Annotated in this window: 21 protein-coding genes; 9 read left to right on the plus strand and 12 right to left on the minus strand. The window is 60.7% G+C overall.

The features are described from left to right. Positions 1-1,338: an N-acetylmuramoyl-L-alanine amidase gene (locus tag GH663_RS08970; RefSeq protein WP_153131309.1), complete on the minus strand. Its 1,338-nt coding sequence runs from the start codon at positions 1,336-1,338 to the stop codon at positions 1-3. Continuing rightward, a complete protein-coding gene (tsaE, locus tag GH663_RS08975; protein WP_153131310.1) occupies positions 1,272-1,787 on the minus strand; it encodes a tRNA (adenosine(37)-N6)-threonylcarbamoyltransferase complex ATPase subunit type 1 TsaE in 516 nt (171 codons plus the stop codon). The genes GH663_RS08970 and tsaE overlap by 67 nt, the downstream gene beginning before the upstream one ends. Here tsaE and queG point away from each other — a divergent pair. Further along, positions 1,782-2,834 (plus strand): tRNA epoxyqueuosine(34) reductase QueG, encoded by a 1,053-nt coding sequence (gene queG / locus GH663_RS08980; protein ID WP_153131311.1) that lies wholly within the window; start codon positions 1,782-1,784, stop codon positions 2,832-2,834. The two genes, tsaE and queG, sit on opposite strands and share 6 nt — an antisense overlap. On the opposite strand, the gene GH663_RS08985 is transcribed toward queG, so the two are convergent. The 5 genes from GH663_RS08985 to GH663_RS09005 form a co-directional block, all read right to left on the minus strand. Continuing rightward, on the minus strand, positions 2,831-3,049 hold the full coding sequence (locus tag GH663_RS08985; protein WP_153131312.1) for a hypothetical protein: 219 nt from the start codon (positions 3,047-3,049) through the stop codon (positions 2,831-2,833). The genes queG and GH663_RS08985 overlap by 4 nt on opposite strands. A 48-nt stretch (positions 3,050-3,097) precedes the next feature. Next, entirely contained in the window at positions 3,098-3,943 is an 846-nt protein-coding gene (locus GH663_RS08990) for a sulfurtransferase (RefSeq protein ID WP_153131313.1), read from the minus strand. Then, a complete protein-coding gene (locus GH663_RS08995) occupies positions 3,940-4,287 on the minus strand; it encodes a SpoIIAA family protein (RefSeq protein WP_066880727.1) in 348 nt (115 codons plus the stop codon). Before GH663_RS08995 ends, GH663_RS08990 begins: the two co-directional genes overlap by 4 nt. A 39-nt stretch (positions 4,288-4,326) precedes the next feature. Next, a complete protein-coding gene (locus GH663_RS09000; protein WP_153131314.1) occupies positions 4,327-5,178 on the minus strand; it encodes a DMT family transporter in 852 nt (283 codons plus the stop codon). 84 nt (positions 5,179-5,262) lie between these two features. After that, positions 5,263-6,396: an aromatic ring-hydroxylating oxygenase subunit alpha gene (locus tag GH663_RS09005; protein ID WP_153131315.1), complete on the minus strand. Its 1,134-nt coding sequence runs from the start codon at positions 6,394-6,396 to the stop codon at positions 5,263-5,265. A gap of 105 nt (positions 6,397-6,501) precedes the next feature. Between GH663_RS09005 and xseB the strand changes: the two genes are divergently transcribed. From xseB to GH663_RS09030, 5 genes are read left to right on the plus strand one after another with little or no spacing between them, the layout of a single operon-like run. Continuing rightward, complete coding sequence (gene xseB, locus GH663_RS09010; protein WP_066880733.1) at positions 6,502-6,741, plus strand: exodeoxyribonuclease VII small subunit; 240 nt, start codon at positions 6,502-6,504, stop codon at positions 6,739-6,741. Next, entirely contained in the window at positions 6,738-7,631 is an 894-nt protein-coding gene (locus GH663_RS09015) for a polyprenyl synthetase family protein (RefSeq protein ID WP_153131316.1), read from the plus strand. Before xseB ends, GH663_RS09015 begins: the two co-directional genes overlap by 4 nt. Next, complete coding sequence (gene dxs / locus GH663_RS09020) at positions 7,631-9,487, plus strand: 1-deoxy-D-xylulose-5-phosphate synthase (protein WP_153131317.1); 1,857 nt, start codon at positions 7,631-7,633, stop codon at positions 9,485-9,487. The genes GH663_RS09015 and dxs overlap by 1 nt, the downstream gene beginning before the upstream one ends. 21 nt (positions 9,488-9,508) lie before the next feature. Then, positions 9,509-10,309, plus strand: coding sequence for a GTP cyclohydrolase FolE2 (folE2, locus tag GH663_RS09025; RefSeq protein WP_153131318.1), 801 nt, complete (start codon positions 9,509-9,511; stop codon positions 10,307-10,309). A gap of 58 nt (positions 10,310-10,367) precedes the next feature. Next, positions 10,368-10,748 (plus strand): YkgJ family cysteine cluster protein, encoded by a 381-nt coding sequence (locus tag GH663_RS09030; protein WP_246181541.1) that lies wholly within the window; start codon positions 10,368-10,370, stop codon positions 10,746-10,748. A gap of 45 nt (positions 10,749-10,793) precedes the next feature. Here the strand turns inward: GH663_RS09030 and rplS are convergent, their stop codons facing one another. The 4 genes from rplS to rpsP are packed head-to-tail and all read right to left on the minus strand — an operon-like array spanning position 10,794 to position 12,731. Further along, a complete protein-coding gene (gene rplS, locus GH663_RS09035; protein ID WP_066880744.1) occupies positions 10,794-11,165 on the minus strand; it encodes a 50S ribosomal protein L19 in 372 nt (123 codons plus the stop codon). Positions 11,166-11,190: 25 nt separating this feature from the next. Next, a complete protein-coding gene (trmD, locus tag GH663_RS09040) occupies positions 11,191-11,955 on the minus strand; it encodes a tRNA (guanosine(37)-N1)-methyltransferase TrmD (RefSeq protein WP_211371104.1) in 765 nt (254 codons plus the stop codon). Continuing rightward, on the minus strand, positions 11,952-12,464 hold the full coding sequence (rimM, locus tag GH663_RS09045; protein WP_246181542.1) for a ribosome maturation factor RimM: 513 nt from the start codon (positions 12,462-12,464) through the stop codon (positions 11,952-11,954). The genes trmD and rimM overlap by 4 nt, the downstream gene beginning before the upstream one ends. A gap of 12 nt (positions 12,465-12,476) precedes the next feature. After that, the gene (gene rpsP, locus GH663_RS09050; protein WP_083518189.1) at positions 12,477-12,731 is read right to left on the minus strand and encodes a 30S ribosomal protein S16; all 255 of its coding nucleotides are present in this window, start codon (positions 12,729-12,731) and stop codon (positions 12,477-12,479) included. A 169-nt stretch (positions 12,732-12,900) separates the two neighbouring features. On the opposite strand from rpsP, the gene GH663_RS09055 reads away from it, so the two are divergent. Continuing rightward, positions 12,901-14,415, plus strand: a complete 1,515-nt coding sequence (locus tag GH663_RS09055) for a cyclic-di-GMP receptor FimW-related protein (RefSeq protein WP_153131319.1) — start codon at positions 12,901-12,903, stop codon at positions 14,413-14,415. Here the strand turns inward: GH663_RS09055 and GH663_RS09060 are convergent. Further along, a complete protein-coding gene (locus tag GH663_RS09060; protein ID WP_170291385.1) occupies positions 14,387-15,136 on the minus strand; it encodes a YihY family inner membrane protein in 750 nt (249 codons plus the stop codon). The genes GH663_RS09055 and GH663_RS09060 overlap by 29 nt on opposite strands. Positions 15,137-15,241: 105 nt before the next feature. Between GH663_RS09060 and wrbA the strand changes: the two genes are divergently transcribed. Next, positions 15,242-15,838 (plus strand): NAD(P)H:quinone oxidoreductase, encoded by a 597-nt coding sequence (wrbA, locus tag GH663_RS09065; RefSeq protein ID WP_153131321.1) that lies wholly within the window; start codon positions 15,242-15,244, stop codon positions 15,836-15,838. Then, entirely contained in the window at positions 15,835-16,203 is a 369-nt protein-coding gene (locus GH663_RS09070) for a DUF2069 domain-containing protein (RefSeq protein ID WP_153131322.1), read from the plus strand. Before wrbA ends, GH663_RS09070 begins: the two co-directional genes overlap by 4 nt. Positions 16,204-16,220: the final 17 nt, after the last annotated feature.

Below are 16,220 nucleotides of genomic sequence, written 5' to 3' on the forward strand. Positions count from 1 at the left end.
TTAGCCGAGCGCTGCCAAACGCGCCTTCGGGCCTGGCGGATGCCGGATGAAATACTGCCGAATGCCGCGCACGATGGCCTCGGCCAGCTTTTCCTGGTAGGCATCGTCATTGAGCCGACGCTCCTCCTCCGGATTGGAGATGAAAGCGGTTTCGATCAGCGCCGAGGGAATATCCGGCGCCTTCAGTACGGCAAAGCTGGCCTGTTCGACGTTGTTCTTGTGCAGGGTATTGACCGCCCCCAACTCACCAAGCAGGTATTTGCCGAGCTTCAGGCTGTCGTTGATCGTCGCCGTCTGCGACAAATCGAGCAGGGTGCGCGCCAGGAACAGATCCTTGGCACCCAGATTGACGCCACCGACCAGATCCGCCTCGTTCTCGCGCTGGGCGAGCAGGCGGGCCTGCGTACTCGACGCCCCTTTTTCGGAGAGGACGAAAACGGATGAACCACGGGCGTCGGGCTTGATCCAGGCATCGGCATGGATCGACAGGAAGAGATCGGACTGCACGCGGCGCGCCTTTTGCACCCGCATCTGCAACGGCACGAAAAAGTCGGAATCGCGCGTCAGCACCGCCCGCATGTTCGGCTCGGCATCGATCCGCGCCTTCAGGCGCTTGGCCACTTCGAGCGTCACATTTTTTTCATAGGAACCGCCCTTGCCGATCGCCCCCGGGTCTTCACCGCCATGACCGGGGTCGAGGGTGATGGTGACCAGACGGTCGACAATCGGTTTGCCAGATTTCTTGCTAGTCTGCACCTCCGGCGCCTCAAGCGGTTTCCTGGGCGCCGCTTCTTCCGGCTTTTTCTCGGCGATCTGGAAATCCTGCTCCATCTTCAGCGGCTCGACGGCATCCTTGCGCCCTTCCAGCAAGGCCATCATTGGATCCGGCGGATTGACCGGATACACATCGAGAACCAGCCGGTGACCATATTCGCCGACCGGCTTCAGTTCGAAGATTTGCGGCGTCGCCTTGGTCTTCAGCTCCATGACTAGGCGAACGACCCCCGGCTTGAAGCGACCGGCTCGCAGCAGCTTGATGTAGGGATCATCGGTCGCCACCTTGCGCGCCAGACTATCGAGAACGCTGTTGAATTCGACGCCTTCGATATCGACCACCAAGCGGTCGGGATTCTCGACGATGAAATGGCTGTATTTGAGCGGGGCGTCGTGCTCGAGGGTGACGCGGGTGTAATCGGCGGCCGGCCAGATGCGCACCGCCAGCACCGACGGCAGCTTGGTGGCGGCGCCGGCCAGCGGCGACACCGAAAGAATCAGCGAGGCGCCGGCGTAGCGGAGAAGTTGCCGTCGCCCCAGGCTGAGGCGAGTGCCTTTATACATTGCGTCCCTTCCGGTGTATCTGCCACGGCTTCGACGATACGCCCGAGACCTGCATGATGAAGGCGCAGCCGCAGGTCTGGCGACGGAACGCAGCCTTGAGCACGTTCCGGCCATTCGACCAGACAGACTGCAGTGTCGTTAAAGTATTCGTCAAAGCCCGCATCGAGAAACTCCTCTGGTGACTCGAAACGATAAAAATCAAAGTGATATAAGTATAAGCTCGAAATTACGTAAACTTCAACCAATGAATAGGTAGGACTTTTGACCGGCCCCTGGTGGCCGAGTGCCCGAATCAGGGCGCGGACCAGCGTTGTTTTGCCGGCGCCAAGGTCGCCTTCGAGGAAAATCACCAGCCCCGGCTGCAGCGCAGGGGCCAGCACTTCGCCCAGGCGCTGGGTGGCGGCCTCGTCAGGCAAATCGAAAACGGCGGTAACATCGGGGCTATGCACGATCAGGACTCCACAGTGGATTACGCGGCACTCAAGGAAAAAATCCGCGAGGCCGGCCAGGAACTCGGCTTTGCCGCCGTTGGCGTAGCGCGGGCCGAGCCCGGGCCGGCCGTCGAACATTTGCGCACCTGGCTGGCGGCGGGTTGCCACGGCGAGATGGATTATATGGCCCGGCATGCCGAATTACGCGCCCATCCGCCGCAATTGCACCCGGGCACGATCACCGTGATCAGCGCTGCGGTCGACTACCTGCCGCATGCCAAAATCGCCGACCAGCCCGGGCAAGCGGCCATTTCACGCTACGCCCAGGGCCGCGACTATCACAAGGTGATCCGCAGCCGCCTGCAGAAACTGGCCGATGCCATTGCAGCGCTGGCCGGGCCGTTCGGCTATCGCGTCTTTTCCGATTCAGCGCCGGTCATGGAAGTGGAATTCGCCCGCCAGGCCGGCCTCGGCTGGCGCGGCAAGCACACGCTGCTGCTCTCGAAGCAGGGTTCGTGGCGCTTTCTCGGCGAGATCTACACCGACCTGCCGCTCGCCCCCGACGCACCGATCGAAGAACATTGCGGCACCTGCAGCGCCTGCCTCAGCGCCTGCCCGACCCAGGCCATCGTCGCCCCCTACCAGGTCGATGCCCGGCGCTGCATCAGCTACCTGACCATCGAGCTTGATGGCCCGATCCCGGAAGAGTTCCGCCCGCTGATCGGCAACCGCATCTATGGCTGCGACGACTGCCAACTGTGCTGCCCGTGGAACCGCTTCGCCCAACTCGGCGACACCGAATTTTCACCGCGTCACGGACTGGATGCGGCGCAGCTGATCGACCTCTTCGCCTGGACGGAAAAAGAATTCAACGACCGGCTGGCCGGCAACCCGATCCGCCGCATTGGCCATGCGCGCTGGTTGCGGAATATCGCGGTCGCCCTGGGCAACGGCAGTCCTGCGGTCTACGCCGCAAACGCCCTGAAAAGCAGAGCCGAACATCCCGACCCTCTGGTGCGTGAGCATGTAGCCTGGGCGCTGCAACAGCTGCAGGCCAAAAGCTAGCGCGCCGGCTGGATTGCGTTCGTCGCCCCGGGAGCTTCGCTGCCGTCAGACGCCGGCCGGACATCCGGCGGCGCCGCCGGCCGGACATCCGGCGGCGCCGCCGGCGCCTCGGGAAGACGCTGCGGCGAACGCAATTGCCAACCCAGAGCCGCCCCGAGCACAGTCACCGTCGCCAGCAAGGCCAGAATGGCGATTCCCGTTTTCGGACTTTCCATGCTCATTCCTTACCCGCGACCGTCGACGAGCAACCAGTCAACAGCGGCTTACTCGCCGCGCGCCACCGGCCGCCCGCGATCGGCACACCACTCGCTCCACGACCCGGCGTAGAGCCGGGAACCGGGCAAGTCGGCAATCTCCATGGCCAGCATATTGTGGCAGGCGGAAACACCGGAGCCGCACTGATGCACCACGGCTTCCGGCGCACAGTCGGCGAGCACGGCCAGCCATTCGGCGCGCAGTTCCGCCGCCGGCTTGAAGCGGCCGTCGGCTTGCAGATTGTCGCGAAAGAAGCGGTTCACCGCCCCGGGAATATGGCCGCCGACCGGATCGATAGTTTCGTTCTCACCCCGATAGCGATCAGGACTACGCGCGTCGATCAGGTGCATATGCGGGGTTTCCAGCCGTTCCTGCACATAGGCCGCGTCGACCGGGCCAATGCCCTCGGTTGCAGCAAACGTCGTCGCCACCAAGGTCGGCAGCACATCCGTCACCACCCCCCCGCTGGCCAGCCAGGCCTGCCAACCGCCATCCAGCAAGGCCACCTTGTCGTGCCCCAGCCAGCGCAACAGCCACCACAAACGGCCGGCGATCATGCCTTGCGCGTCGTCATAAACCACGACCTGGGTTTGCCGCCCGATGCCGATCCCGGCCAGCCGGGCCGCCAGTTTTTGCCGGTCCGGCAGCGGATGCCGACCATTGCTCCCGTTCATCGGCCCCGAAAGGTCGCGGTCGCAGTGCAGAAAAACGGCGCCCGGGATATGGCTGTCGCCATAAACCCGCTCGCCGTAGGCAGTGTCGGCCAACTGGTGACGGACATCGATCACCAGCCAGTTCGGGTCGTCGAGATGTGCCCGCAGCGTCGGGACGTCAACCAGCCTCGTGAAGCTCATTCAGAGTCCAGCCAGGCCTTCGCTTCGTCGGCATTGGTGAACACCTCGACATCGGCATTGACGAAGGTCTGCGACAACCAGGCACTCCACGTTACCCACTGGCTCTCGGTGACCACGGCAACACGCTTGAAATCGTTGGCATGAGCCCGCGAAAACTTGATTTCTTCCCAAGCGACGTCAATGGTCAGATCGGCCATCTGGCTCAGGTCGAAATAGAGATCGACCGGACCTTCGAACTTGACCTTGAAGTTAACGACCTCTTCGAATTCCTTGTAGTCGCCCAAGGTGAACTCACCGAAGACGGACACGCTGACACGGCTGGGTTGATGGTCGATGACGATCATGATTTGACTCCGTTGTTGTTTGTTTCAGTTTAACGCCGTTTAATCCTGTTCCACCGGGCTGGCGCGGGAAAAATGCGTCGCCGCAATGCCGGAAAGGATGATCAGACCAATGGCGAACCAGGCTGCGGCATCCATCACCTCACCCCAGAACAGGGCGCCGAACAGGCTGGAAAAAATTACCGTGCTGTAGGCCAGGGCGGCCGACATCAGCGTCTTGCCGCGCGTGTAGGCGCGCGTCATGGCCAGTTGGGCCACCGTGGCGAAACAGGCGACGCCGAGCAAAAGCAGGCCGCTGCGCAGGTCGACCGCATGCCATTCGGAAAAGAGCAGCCAGACGCCGCCGCACACCGACGACACCAGCGAGAAATAGAAAACTGTGCGCGTCTCCGGCTCACCGCGCTCACCCAGTTCGCGCACGCTGAAATAGGCCATCCCGGCCAGCACACCGGACCCGAGGCCGATCAGGCCGCCGACCAGTTGCTCGGCATGCAGGGTCGGCCGGAGCAGCAGCACAACGCCGAGCAGGCCGACCACCAGGGCGCCAAGGATGCCGGAACGCAGGCGCATGCCGGATAGCGCCAGGTAAATGGCCAGGAAGATGGCCGAGGTGTAGTTCAGCGTCACCGCCGTCGCCAGCGGCAGCAAGGTGATCGCGTAAAAATAGGCGAACAGGGCGGAAAAGCCGACCACGCCGCGGCTGACATGCCAGCGCCAGTGCGGCGTCGCCAGGGTCACGCCGCGCAGGCGGACCAGCCCGAACATCAGGATCAGCGAGATGAAGCTGCGATAAAAAGTGATCTCGACGGCGGAATGCGTCGCCGCAACGAACTTGACGCAAACCCCCATGCAGGCGAACAACAGGCTGGCAACCAGCATCCAGAGGGATTGCATTGCTGAATACTCAAATAAGAAAAAGGCGTCGGATTTTACCCCGACGCCCATTTTTGACCGCTCCCATCAAGCGCTATTCTCAGCTCAGCGGGCGGCGATCCGTTCCTGCATGATCCGCCGATAGAACTCGTGGAAGTGCTGCATGCCGTCTTCCATCGGGCTCTGATAAGGCCCGACTTCGTTGCGCCCTTCCTTCATCAGCGCATAACGGCCACGATCCATGCGCTCGCCGATGTCGTCGTCCTCGATCGCCGTTTCCATGTAGGCAGCCCGTTCTGCCTCGATGAAAGCACGCTCGAAATCGACGATTTCCTCGGGGTAGTAGAACTCGACGACGTTCAGCGTCTTGTCCACCGCCTGCGGAATCAGCGTCGACACGACCAGCACGTGCGGATACCACTCGACCATGATATTCGGGAAGTAGGTCAGCCAGATGGCGCCATGCTCCGGCGTCTTGCCGGCGCTGCCGTAGACATCGAGCACTGCCTTCTGCCAGCGCTCATACGCCTTGGAGCCGGACTTCTGCAGCGAGGTAATGCCAACCCGCTGCACCGAATACCAGTCACCGAACTGCCAGGTCAGGTCGTCGCAGGTAACGAAATTGCCCAGGCCCGGGTGATACGGGGCGACGTGATAATCCTCCAGATAGACCTCGATGAAAGTCTTCCAGTTGTAATTGCACTCGTGCATCTCGACATGATCGAGCTTGTAGCCGGTGAAATCGAGCTGACTCGCCACATTCATGCCGGCCAGGTCGGCCCCGGCCGAACGCGGCCCCTTGAAGAGCAGGCCATTCCAGTTTTCCAGCTTGGCCTTGTTCAGATTGAGACAGGGATTCTGCGGGAAATGCGGGGCGCCGATCAGTTGACCGCCGGTGTCGTACGTCCAGCGATGAATCGGGCAAACGATATTGCCCGGCACCTTGCCGGAACCCTGCAGCATGATCGCCTGGCGGTGGCGGCAGACGTTGGACATCTGCCAGATACCGGCGTGCTCGCCCTCGTTGCCGCCGTTGAGCAGGATCTGGCCATGGTCCTTCCACTCCAGCGAACGAAAATCCCCGGCCTCGGGCACCATCAACTGGTGGCCAACATAGCCCGGACCGGCATCGAAGATGAGCTTCTTCTCCAGCTCAAAAATCTTTTCGTCGAAATACCAGTCCACCGGCAGTTGGGAAACTGCTGGGGCCAAACGGGACAAAGTCGCCACGTCGGACATTCCATGCCTCCAGCGGGTTGAAAAAACAGGATTTTACCCTCCCTGCAATTTGACCAGAAGCCCCCGGATAGAGTATTTTCGCGTGTTTCCCCGAAGCCCGTTGACATGGATCAATCCCCCATCGCCGACATGAAATTCGAGACCGCCCTCGGCGAGCTCGAAAACATCGTCTCCAGCATGGAAGGCGGCAAGCTCGAACTCGAAGCTTCGATCGCTGCTTATCGCCGAGGCATGGAACTGATGCAGCACTGCCAGACGCAACTGGCCGATGCTGAAGCGCAGATCCGCATTCTTGAAAATGGCGAGTTCAAGGACGTCGACCGCAAGACTCTGGAGGCCCCATGAGCGTCAGCCCGTTTGCCGACTGGATGGCCGCCACCCAGGCCCGCGTCGAAACCGCCCTCGCCCGGCACCTGCCGGGCAACGACTGCATTCCCGCCCGCCTGCACGACGCCATGCGCTATGCCACACTCGGCGGCGGCAAACGCGTTCGCCCATTGCTCGCCTTCGCCGCAGGCGAACTGACCGGCGCCGCCGCCGAACAGCTTGATATCGTGGCCTGTGCCGTCGAACTGATCCACGCCTATTCGCTGGTCCATGACGACCTGCCGTGCATGGACGACGACGTGCTGCGCCGCGGCCGACCGACCTGCCACGTCGAATTCGACGAACCGACCGCCCTGCTCGTCGGCGACAGCCTGCAGACGCTGGCCTTCGAGCTGCTGGCCAGCCAGCAGCTCGGCAACCCGGCCGGCCAACTCGAAATGATCACCCTGCTCGCCCACGCCAGCGGTTCCCGCGGCATGGCCGGCGGCCAGGCCATCGATCTCGGCTCGGTCGGCAAGGCGCTCAACCAGCCGGAACTGGAATTGATGCACGCGCTGAAGACCGGCGCCCTGATCCGTGCCGCGGTGCTACTCGGCGCACTGGCCGGCCAGCCGCTGTCGGCAGCAGAACGCACCAACCTCGACCGCTTCGCCAAACGCGCCGGCCTGCTTTTCCAGGTCGTCGACGACATTCTCGACTGCACGGCCAGCACGGCCACCCTCGGCAAAACCGCCGGCAAGGACGAAGCGGCCGCCAAGCCGACCTATGTCAGCCTGCTCGGCCTCGACGCCGCCCGCCAATACGCCGACGAACTGCGCTCCGATGCGCTCGATGCCCTCGCCATATTCGGCGAACGCGCTGCGCGCCTGACCCAACTGGCCGATTTCATCTGCCACCGGCAATTCTGATGACCGCCTCCCGCCTGCTCGAAAACATCAACAGCCCGGCCGACCTGCGCCGCCTGGACCGCAAGCAGTTGCCGCAACTGGCAACCGAATTGCGCGCCTTCCTGATCGACTCCGTCTCGAAAACGGGCGGCCACCTGTCGTCCAACCTCGGCACAGTCGAACTGACCATCGCTCTGCACGCTGTGTTCAACACCCCGGACGACCGGCTGGTCTGGGACGTCGGCCACCAGTGCTACGCTCACAAGGTACTGACCGGCCGCCGTGAAGGCATGAGCGGCCTGCGCATGCACGGCGGTATTTCCGGCTTTCCAAAACGCTGCGAAAGCCAGTACGACACCTTCGGCGTCGGCCACTCGTCGACCTCGATCTCCGCCGCGCTGGGCATGGCGCTCGCCGCCAAGCACAAGGGCGAGGACCGCAAATCGATCGCCATCATCGGTGACGGTGCGATGTCGGCCGGCATGGCCTTCGAGGCACTGAACAATGCCGGCGTCGCCGATGCCGATATGCTGGTCATCCTCAACGACAACGAGATGTCGATCTCGCCGCCGGTCGGCGCCCTGAACAACATCCTGACCCGCCTGACCTCGAGCAAGACCTACAACGTCGCCCGCGAAGCCGGCCGCCACATGCTCGGCTTTGCCCCGCCGCTGCTCGAACTGGCGCGCCGTGCCGAGGAACACGTCAAGGGCATGATCGCCCCGGGCACACTGTTCGAGGAATTCGGCTTCCATTACTACGGCCCGATCGATGGCCACGACCTTGACGCCCTGATCCCGACGCTGGAAAACCTGAAGAAGCTGAAGGGCCCGAAGTTCCTCCACGTCATCACCAAAAAGGGCCAGGGCTACAAACTGGCCGAGAACGACCCGATTCTTTACCACGGCGTCGGCAAGTTCGCCGCCTGCGATGGCATCCAGTCCGCCAAGGGCCCCGCCAAACTGACCTACACGCAGGTTTTCGGCGACTGGCTGTGCGACATGGCCAAGGCCGATTCGCGCCTGATCGGCATCACCCCGGCCATGCGCGAAGGCTCGGGCATGGTGCGGTTCTCGGCCGAGCACGCCGACCGCTACTACGATGTCGGCATCGCCGAGCAACACGCCGTGACCTTCGCTGCCGGCCTGGCCTGCGAAGGCCTCAAACCGGTCGTCGCCATTTACTCGACCTTCCTGCAACGCGGCTACGACCAACTGGTGCACGATGTCGCGCTGCAGAGTTTACCGGTCATTTTCGCGGTCGACCGCGGCGGCCTGGTCGGCGCCGACGGCCCGACCCACCACGGCACCTTCGACCTCTCCTTCGTCACCTGCATCCCGAACATGGTGGTGATGACCCCGGCCGACGAAGGCGAATGCCGCAAGATGCTGTCCACTGCCTACGCACTGGACTGCCCGAGCATGATTCGCTATCCGCGGGGCGGCGGCACCGGCGTCGTCCCTGAAATGAACCTCGATACGCTACCCGTCGGCAAGGGTGAAATCCGCCGCCGTGGTAAAGATGTTGCCCTGCTCGCCTTCGGCAGCCTGGTTCCCGCCGCAGTGGCGGCCGGGGTCGAGCTTGACGCCAGCGTCGCCAACATGCGCTTCGTCAAACCGATCGACGCCGAGCTGATTGTCGAACTGGCCGGGAACCATTCCCTGCTGGTCAGCATCGAAGAGAATGCCGTAATCGGTGGCGCCGGCTCGGAAATCGAGCGGGTGCTGGCTGAACGCGGGCTGAACGTGCCGGTACTTCGCCTCGGTCTGCCCGATCGCTTCATCGACCACGGCGAACAAGGCCAGTTGCTGGCCGAACTTGGCCTCGACAAGGATGGCATCGTGCGCGCCGTGCGCTCCCATACCACCCAACAATAATTCGTTATTAAAGAACAGCTCATGAGCACCCCAACCCCCAACATCCCCGACGTTCAAAACTCCGCCGATACGCGCCAGATCGCCATCAATAAAGTCGGCATCAAATCGATCCGCCACCCGATCAGGGTCCAGGACAAATCCGCCGGCATCCAGCACACCATCGCCATGTTCAACATGTACGTCGGCCTGCCGCACAACTTCAAGGGCACCCACATGTCCCGCTTCGTGGAGATTCTGAACAGCCACGAACGCGAAATTTCGGTCGAGAGCTTCCCGATCATGCTCAGTGACATGATTGTCAAACTTGAAGCCGAAACCGGTCACATCGAGATGAATTTCCCGTACTTCATCAACAAGACCGCCCCGATTTCCGGCGTCCAGAGCCTGATGGATTACGACGTCACCTTCATCGGCGACATCTGCAACGGACAGATCACCACCTCGGTCAAGGTCGTCGTCCCGGTCACCAGCCTCTGCCCGTGCTCGAAGAAAATCTCCGAATACGGCGCCCACAACCAGCGCTCGCACGTCACCGTCACCGCCCGCACCAACGACTTCGTCTGGATCGAGGAACTGGTCCAACTGGTCGAAGCCGAGGCTTCCTGCGAGCTATTCGGCCTGCTCAAGCGCCCGGATGAGAAATACGTCACCGAACGCGCCTACGACAATCCGAAGTTCGTCGAAGACATGGTGCGCGACGTCGCTGCCCGCCTCAATGCCGAAGGTCGTATCGATGCCTACACCGTGGAATCGGAAAACTTCGAATCGATCCACAATCACTCGGCCTACGCCCTGATCGAACGCGACAAGACCGCCGCCTGATACACGCACCAACGGTTGGCCGTGCCTTTCAAGCCGGCCAATTCAGACCAGCCACGCCATGAGCAAGGCACAAACCAGCATCAAGACGGAAGACGGCCGCGTCTTCTACGACATGGCCGTGGCCGACAACCCCTGCTTTGCCTGCGGGGCCTGTTGCTACCATTACCGGGTTTCCTTCTACCACGGCGAACTCGACAGCCAGCCTGGCGGCTTCGTCCCGGCCGACCTAACCAGTCCGGTTACACCCTTCTTGGCCTGCATGCGCGGCACCGAGAACGGTCACAGCCGCTGCATCGCACTGCAAGACAATGGCCAGTGCAGCATCTATGCCCAGCGCCCGTCAACCTGCCGCGAATTTCCCGCCTACACAACCGATGGCGACGCCAACCCGGAATGCAACCGCCTGCGGAAAATCTACGGCTTGCCGTTACGGAAATAGAAAAGGGGCGCCGAAGCGCCCCTTTTTTGAACCTCAGAAAACTGCTTAAGCAGCAGTCGTCTTGCGGACCAGCTTTTCCTTGATACGGGCAGACTTGCCAGAACGCTCGCGCAGGTAGTACAGCTTGGCGCGACGCACATCGCCGCGACGCTTCACTTCAATGGAAGCAACCAGCGGGGAGTAGGACTGGAAAGTACGCTCGACACCTTCGCCAGAAGAAATCTTGCGAACGGTGAAAGCGGAGTTCAGGCCGCGGTTACGCTTGGCGATAACAACGCCTTCGTAAGCCTGCAGACGCTCGCGGTTACCTTCCTTGACTTTCACTTGCACGACAACGGTGTCGCCCGGTGCGAAGTCAGGGATGGTTTTGCCCAGACGGGCAATTTCTTCTTGCTCGAGTTGTTGAATCAGGTTCATGTGAGATCCTTTAATTTATAAACACTTACTCACCGCATTGCTCCTCTCCGACGATTTCCGTGAGGAGTTGCGTTTCCTCCGCGCTCAACACGCGGTGCGCCAGTAAATCCGGCCGGCGCTTCCGGGTCCGGGCCAGCGACTGTTTCAGTCGCCAGCGACGAATTCTTTTGTGGTCGCCGGACAGCAAGACCTCCGGCACCGCCTCACCCTCGTAGATTTCCGGGCGGGTGTAGTGCGGACAATCCAGCAAACCACCAACAAAGGAGTCCTCCACCGCCGAAGCGGCGTCTCCGAGCACTCCCGGCAACTGGCGGACGACGGCATCAATCAACACCATCGCCGGCAATTCGCCGCCGGAAAGCACAAAATCTCCGATCGAAATTTCTTCATCGACACAACGCTCGATCAAACGCTCGTCAATTCCCTCATAACGACCGCAAAGCAAGATCAGTCCTTCGTCACCGGTCGCCAGCCGCATCACCCGCTCGTGCGTCAGCGGCGCCCCCTGTGGCGACAAGTAGATGACCCGGCTCTTCGCCTGCCCCGCCTCGCGCTGCTCTGCTTTCGCAGCGGCAATCGCCTTTTCCAGCGGCACCGGCTGCATCAGCATGCCCGGCCCACCGCCAAAGGGGCGGTCATCGACCCGGCGCCAGGCATTCTCGGCGAAATCACGCGGATTCCAACCCTGCCACTGCCAGCGCTTCTCTTCCAGCGCCCGGCGGGTAATACCACTCTGCGTTACAGCAACGAACATCTCCGGAAAGATGGTTATGCAGTCAAACCGGATCACCAGTCGCTGCCCCACTCCACCCGGATTTGCCGCGCTTCTTCGTCGACCGCCAATACAACCGCCGAAACGAAAGGAACAAGGTGCTCGACATCGTCGTCACCAAGCACCCGCAAAACAGCGTTGGCACCGGTTTCAAGCAAGCCGACCACTTTCCCCAGTCGCTCGTCAGCGGTATTGATGACTTCCAGGCCGATCAGATCGCCCCAGTAGAACTCATCTTCCTCGGTCGCCGGCAAGGCTGCCTGAGGAGCACCAACCAGGACACCCTTCATTGCTTCAGCAGCAGTTCGGTCGTCGACACCATCGAGCAGGACAACCAGACCATTGCCGTGTACCTTCAGGCTTTTCAGCCCGCATTCACGCCACTGCTCGCCATCCCTGCTGATCCACCAGACGGGCATTTGTGCCCAGTCCAGCGGGTCGTCACCAAAAGCATGCAACTTCAGCCAGCCACGAATTCCGTAAGGGTCGGCAAGCCGCCCCAGAACGACGATATCGTTGCCAGTCAAAGCAAAAACAACTTAAGCAGCTTGCTGAGCAGCGTGTTGCTTGACCAGACGAGCAACAGTCGGGGAAAGCTGGGCACCATTCTGCTGCCAGTAGGTCAGGCGATCCACGGAGACGCGCAGGGATTCGGCGTTACCGGAGGCAACCGGGTTGTAGAAACCGATACGCTCGACGAAACGGCCATCACGACGGTTACGGGAATCGGTAACAACCATGTTGTAGAACGGGCGCTTCTTGGCGCCACCACGGGCAAGACGGATAACAACCATGAGATTACTTTCGTAAGCTGGAAAAAAGACCGATGATTATAGCGCTTACTTATGGAAAAACAAACCACTTAGCAAGCCGAATGTCCCCGCGCCTTTCAGCATTCAAAACATACCGGCGATCAGGCAGGCGATAGCCGAAATGTAAATTTTTGTTTATCCTCGCCCGGCCATGAACAACCTGCCCGAACCCCACTCACGACAACAGGGCGACGCCCACATCAAGAGCATACTTGAGTGGCTGGCTATCGCTCATGGCCGCAACGACAGCGAAGATGCCGATCAACTGCATCGCCAAATAATTCTTTTGCGCGAAGCCGCAATTCCAACAGCACAACGCATCAAACTGCTCGACCTGCTCTACGGCCAAGCTGAACGTATCGTTAATGCCGAACTGCCGGCCCTTCACGAAATTTCGCTTCCGGTTTCGCGAAAGCTGCGCCAGCGCGTGCGCACCGTTCTCGACCTTCTAGCAACCCTGACTCAGGACTATTTCAACTCACTTGCAGTCTTGTTTGATCCATTGGGCAACAAACTAGACCATTCACCACAAACTACGCTACGCCGCGTCATGCACTGCATTGCCTGGCAGATCCGCATCAGCCAGCTCGTCGCCTCGCCCTGCGGCATAGGCCTCTGGCAACAGATGCACTCGGCTTTCCGTAGCGCCCGGCGCCTTGGCCTGGCCAACGCCCCAGGACCGCGCGGCACTCGATCGATTCACCAGATTTATACCAACACGCTGCTCTCGGCCATTGCCCAACCCGCCTCATTTTGTTCGAGCGAACAGGATTTCATCTGCCAATACATCGAACATAGAACCGAAACACTCGAACTATTCGATGAGCCGCCCCTCGACAGCAATGCAATCTTCTGGATCGACCTGGATAAGGACACCCCGGCACACGCGCTGATTCGACGCATTCCATCGGCCGACACGCAGATTCTGTATTTCTGCTGCGACGACATTTCCAGTTCAGCACATGAACACTTGAATCAGCTGGAACATGGCACCAGCGCAGCCAGCATGGGCCTACCCGATTTTGCCGAAACGCGTGCAGGCAAGGGCGTACTCCGACGACTACAAACCTTGTGGGGGCAGCCGGGGAAACGCAAATTCCCCCGTCGCCGCCAGTCCTACCGGGTTCATCTATGCTCCGGCCTCGACAACCTCTGGCGACTGATCAAATCACCGGAAGCAGAAGCTGAACTGAGCGAATGGATGGTCACCAACGAAAGCCCGGATGGCTATGCCTTGATGCACATGACAGGCCAGACCCACCAGCTAAGAGTCGGCGACATCACCGCCCTGCAGGCCATCGGCGACCGCACGGAGGTGGTACCGCTCTGGCACGTCTGCATCGTGCGCTGGGCGCTTTCAGAAAACCCAGAACACATCGAACTCGGCCTGCAACTCCTTGCATCACGCGCACAAGCAGCTGAAATTGCCCAACCGTTCGAACTCGAATCGGTCAAAGTTGCCGCCCTGATTCTCCCCGAGACGCCACCGCTACGACACACCCAGTCGCTCATCGTCCGGACCGGCGCGATCAAGGACACCAGGCGCAAGATCATCGTCCTGCTGGAAAAAGAAAATCTGGAGATCCGTGAGTTGCGCCCGACCAGCCTTGAGGAACAGACAAGCAGCATCGAGGTATTCAGCGTTTCTTCGGATGAGTCAGCGTAGCCGCGATCAAGCCACCAATCAGCACCACCGCCCAGGACAGATGAAGCCAGACCAGAAATACCGGGAAAGCAGCGAACGCACCATAGATGCTTTTGAGCATGGCCGAACTGGCCAGATACAACTCGAAAATCTTCTGCATCGCCGAAAAGGCAAGCATGGCAAATATTCCGCCCGCCAAGGCTGCCCGCCGTGACACGTCGGCGTTTGGCACCGCGTAGTACAGAAACGAAAAGAACAGGCCAAGCAAACCCATCGACACGGCCTTCAGCAAAAACCGCCGAATCCATACCGACTCGTCAAACAAGCCCAGCGAGGTAGTCACCGCGAACGAGATCGCCAGGGCGATGGCACCGAGAATAAACGGCCAGACCGCCATTACGAACGCATACAAACGCAGCCGCGCCAGGATCGGCCGTGGCTTGACCCGCCACAAATGGTTGAATGTCCGCTCGATGGTGTTCATCAACAAAAAGGCCGTCACACTCAGCACCGCCAGACCTGCCACGGTCAACTGCTGCGCCTTGTGCGAGAACCTGCCAATACTCCCGGCAATGACCCCGGCCGCACCGCTCGGCAAGAGGGTCTCCTGTGCCAATAGATCGAGGCGTTTGGTCAGTAGATCAAAATAGGGAATAACACCAGCCACCGCCAAAACAACCGTAACCAGAGGTACGAGCGCCATGAGCGTGGTGAAGGCCAACGCCGCACTAGTTTGCATCATGCTTTCACTCCGAAACCGGTGCACAATGCCGGTCAACGGATTCGAGTTCGCGGGTGTTTTTCGCTGACGGTGATGCGTTTGCATGGGGCCGTATAATAGCCGACCATGCAAGATATCCTCGTCCTCTATTACAGCCACCGCGGCTCCGTTCGCGCCCTAGCCGAGCGGATCGCCCGCGGCATAGAATCGGTTCCGGGCTTTCAGGCTCGCCTGAGAACTGTCCCCAGGGTCTCCACCGTTTGCGAAGCAAGCGAGCCAGCGATCCCAGACACAGGGGCACCCTATGTCGAAATGCTTGACCTGCACGAATGCGTCGCCCTGGCCCTTGGCAGCCCGGTACGCTTCGGCAACATGGCCGCGCCAATGAAATATTTCTGGGACGGCACCATTGCCGAATGGCAGAACGGCACCCTGACCGGCAAACCTGCCGCTGTATTCACGTCGAGCGCCAGCCAGCATGGCGGCAATGAAAGCACGCTGGTTTCAATGATGCTACCGCTGCTGCATCACGGCATGCTGATCACGGGCCTGCCTTTTACCGAGCCCGAACTGGCCAACACCACAACCGGCGGCAGCCCCTACGGGGCAAGCCACGTTGCTGGCAGCAGTGGCAACTCCCAACTTTCCGACACAGAAAGCCGGCTCGCTTTTATCCAGGGCATGCGCCTGGCAAATCTGGCAAAAAAACTAGGTCAACCGTGACAGCCCATCGCTACCAAACCATTTCGAGCATCAGCCTCATTGCACTGATTTTTCTCTGCCTCTCCTGGGAGGGCTGGCTCGCCCCCCTCAAACCGGGTGGCTCTTGGCTGATACTCAAAGGCATCTTCCTGCTTGCCCCGCTCTTTGGCATCCTGCGCGGCAAACGGTACACCTACAAATGGCTATCTCTTTTTATCCAGTTCTACTTGCTGGAGGGACTAACCCGGTCAACCAGCGAGCATGGCCTGTCGCAATGGCTGGCCATCGGCGAAACGCTCCTGGCCGCCCTGCTCTTCACAACGACAATACTGTTCATTCGCGCCACTCGCTCACCCAAAGAGAAAAAGGCCACCCAGTCAAGCTGATGTGGCCTCTCCCTTAA

Origin of the sequence: Dechloromonas hortensis (genome assembly GCF_009469765.1) — a bacterium.
Lineage (GTDB): Bacteria > Pseudomonadota > Gammaproteobacteria > Burkholderiales > Rhodocyclaceae > Azonexus > Azonexus hortensis.